Genomic DNA, 3,345 nt, shown 5'->3' with positions numbered 1-3,345 from the left:
TGCGGATTTCTCCTGCGAGTGTGCGCCCGTCCATTTCGGGCATATGCATGTCGAGGATCGCCAGATCGAAGGCGGCATTCTCCTTGAGCCATTCCAGAGCTTCCAGTGGCGATCCCGTGTCCCGAGTGCGCGTGCCCCATTTGCCGGTTTGCAGCTTGAGTATCTTGCGGTTGGTGTCGTTGTCATCGACGATCAGAATGCGTTTGTTGCGCAACTCTCCCTGCTGGCCGATCAGATCGCGGGTCGGTGCCTGCGGCAGATCGGCGACCTGCGTGCGAATGGTGAAGCTGAAGGTGGAGCCCATTCCCAGCCCGTCGCTTTTCGCAGTCATCGTGCCGCCCATCAGTTCAGCCAGCCGTTTCGAAATCGCCAGTCCCAAGCCGGTTCCGCCATATTTCCGGGTGGTCGAACTGTCCGCCTGACTGAACGACTGGAACAGGCGCTTCATGCCTTCGGGCGACAGTCCAATCCCGGTGTCGCGCACGGAAAACGCCAGTTCCAGCTCGCCATTCGGGGCGGTTGCGGCAGAGATCGAGAGCACGACTTCGCCTTCTTCGGTGAATTTCACGGCGTTCGACAGCAGGTTCAGCAAGATCTGTCTGAGCCGGGTCAGATCGGCGCTGATCGCCGACGGGACGCTGTCGTCATAGACATAGGCCAGATCCAGCTGTTTGTTCTCGGCACGGGTGCTGACCAGATCGAGGGCGGATTCGATGCACTCGCGCAGATCAAAGGGCTGGTGTTCGATATCCATCTGCCCGGCTTCGATCTTGGAGAAGTCGAGGATTTCGTTGATGATCCCCAAAAGCGCGTCCCCGCTGGTGCGGATGGTTTCGGCATAGTCGCGCTGCTCGGGGTCGAGGTCGGTATCCATCAAAAGCCCGCTCATACCGATCACGGCATTCATCGGCGTGCGGATTTCGTGGCTCATGGTGGCCAGGAACGCGCTCTTGGCCTCGTTTGCCTTTTCGGCGGCGGCGCGGGCATCCTGTGCCTCGCGGAACAGGTGTGCATTCTCGATGGCAATCACAGCCTGATCGCAGAAGGTCTGGGCGACGGCGATCTCTTCGTCGGTGAAGGCTTTTTTCTGGAAGCGGAAGATGTTCAGCGTGCCTGCGCAGTCGTCGCCATGGAGCAGCGGTAACATGATCGTGGATTTGATCCCGGCACGCTCCTTGATGGTCTGGTCGATGGGCGAAAGGTCGGCGGTATCCCAATCCGGTGTGTGCATGACCTTGCGCGATACGACGGCCTGGGATGGCAGATTGTGGTCGGGGTCGATAGGGACGGTGATCTGAGCGGGTTTTTCCACCAGCCCCATCCTGTTGGCGACCGCCACCTGTGACAGCGTTTCACCATTCTTGATCAGCGCCACGGCCATGTCGCAGTCGATCAGCTGCGTGGCAGATTTCACGATCTCCTGGAACACCGGAGTCGTATCGTTGGGCGACCCGCTGATCACGCGCAGGATGTCGGCGCTGGCGGTCTGCCGTGCCAGCGAGTTTTGCGTGTCGTTGAACAGGCGCACGTTCTGGATCGCGATCACCGCCTGATCGGCAAAGCTTTCCAGCAGCGCGATATCCTCGGCGGTAAAGGGTTTCACCTCGCGCTTGTATAGCGCGATGTTGCCGATCCCGCGGCCCTGATGGATCAGCGGCAGCGCAAGAAACGTTCTGATGCCTTCGTCATCGACAACGGAGCGCCGCACCTTGTCGCCGTTCCGATAGGTGTCGGTATCGCGCAAATCCGGATAATGCACCGGCTTGAGGGACAGGATCGCATCTGTCGTCGCGAGGCCCGAGGCCATGTCCCAGGTTGTCTTGCCCGGTTCCAGATGGGTCAGCCCATCCCCCCAATGAGCGACCAGATTGGCGTGAGTGCGTTCTGCGTTCACCAGGTTCAGACTGGCCATGGGGGCATTGCATAATTCGGCGGCCCGGCTGAGGATCGCCTCGAAGACCGGATCCAGCTCCGATTGCGTTTCGCTGATCACACGCAGGATATCTGCGCTGGCCGTCTGGCGCACAAGCGCGGTTTGCGTTTTGTTGAACAGCCGCGCGTTCTGGATCGCGATGACCGCCTGATCGGCAAAGCCCTGCATGATGCGCAACTCTTTGTCGGCGAAGGGCTTGGCCGAGCGGGCGACACCCACAACGCCGATGCCCCGGCCTTCCCAGATCATCGGGGCGAAGGCCACCGAATGATACCCGGCAATTTTACCCATATGGCGCAAAACGGCGGGCGTGTCGGGGTTGTTCTGCACATCGGTGTAATTGGTCACTGTCTTCGTGCGGATCGCCTCGCCGGCGGGTGTGACCTCCCAAGGGGCAGGAAAGGTCTTGAGCAGGGCGTCGCGGTGTTGCCCCAGATACGCGGCGACCTGCAACAGTCCCTGATCGTTGATCAGCAGTACGTCCAGTTCTTCGCCGCTGAACAGACGCTGACAGCTTTCAAGGATCTTTTCGAACACCGGCTGGGTATCCTCGACCGACTGGCTGATCACGCTGAGGATTTCGGCCGAGGCTTTTTGCTGTTCCAGCGCCTCTTCAACCTCAACCGTGCGCTCCTGCGTTTCGCGCAGCAGGCGGGCATTTTCGATGGCGATGCTGGCTTGGTTGGCAAAGCTCTGGACCAGTTCGATGTTTGCCGCAGACGGCATCGAGGTGTCGGGCCAGGCCATGATCACGGCGCCCCAGACCCGGTTGTTTGCCTTGATGGGCACGCCCATCATCCGCCGCCATCCGACGCTTTTGGCGAGTTCCGGCTCGTAATACTGGCCTGCGCTTTGGGCATCCTCAACATGCACGATCTGTCCGGTCTTGACCACTTGGGGTGCGATGTGTCCCTGGTCGTTATTGAACGAGTACGGGTAATCCGAGATGAGCTCTTCTGCCAGCGCCGGCGGGAAACCGTATTGCGCCCCGAAATGGTAGTATTCTCCGTCAAACCGGTCGAGCACGCAAAAACTGGCCCCACACAGCTCGGCCGATTTCTGAACGATCAGATCAAACATCGGTTGCAGATCGGATGTCGCCTCGTTGATCACCTGCAGGATCTCGGCGCTGGCCTTTTCGCGCACCAGCGCCTCTTCAACCTCGGCAGTGCGTTTCTGCACCTCTTCGAACAGGCGCGCGTTGTTGATCGCAATCACGGCTTGGGCGGCAAATGTCTCGACCAGTTTGATCTGTTTGGCGGTAAAGGCATGGGGTTGGCCATGGGCCAAGCTAATCACGCCCACCGTGATACCATCCTGGATCAGCGGCACGCCGACGGTGGATTTGAAACCGCCGCGATGTGCCGCTTCCTTCCATTCATAGCTGTCGTCTTTTTCGGTGTCTTCTATAT

The 3,345-nt window shown here is 59.7% G+C and carries 1 protein-coding gene; it reads right to left on the bottom strand.

Annotated elements, in window-relative coordinates; translation table 11 throughout:
- A partial coding sequence (locus WAO69_RS00835; protein ID WP_422175764.1) for a GAF domain-containing protein occupies positions 1 to 3,345 on the bottom strand: 3,345 nt, incomplete at both ends.

Origin of the sequence: Aestuariivita sp. (assembly GCF_049276915.1) — a bacterium.
GTDB lineage: Bacteria > Pseudomonadota > Alphaproteobacteria > Rhodobacterales > Rhodobacteraceae > Aestuariivita.
The sequence above is the reverse complement of the archived record's forward strand: the minus strand, read 5'-3'. Positions and strand labels throughout refer to the sequence as shown.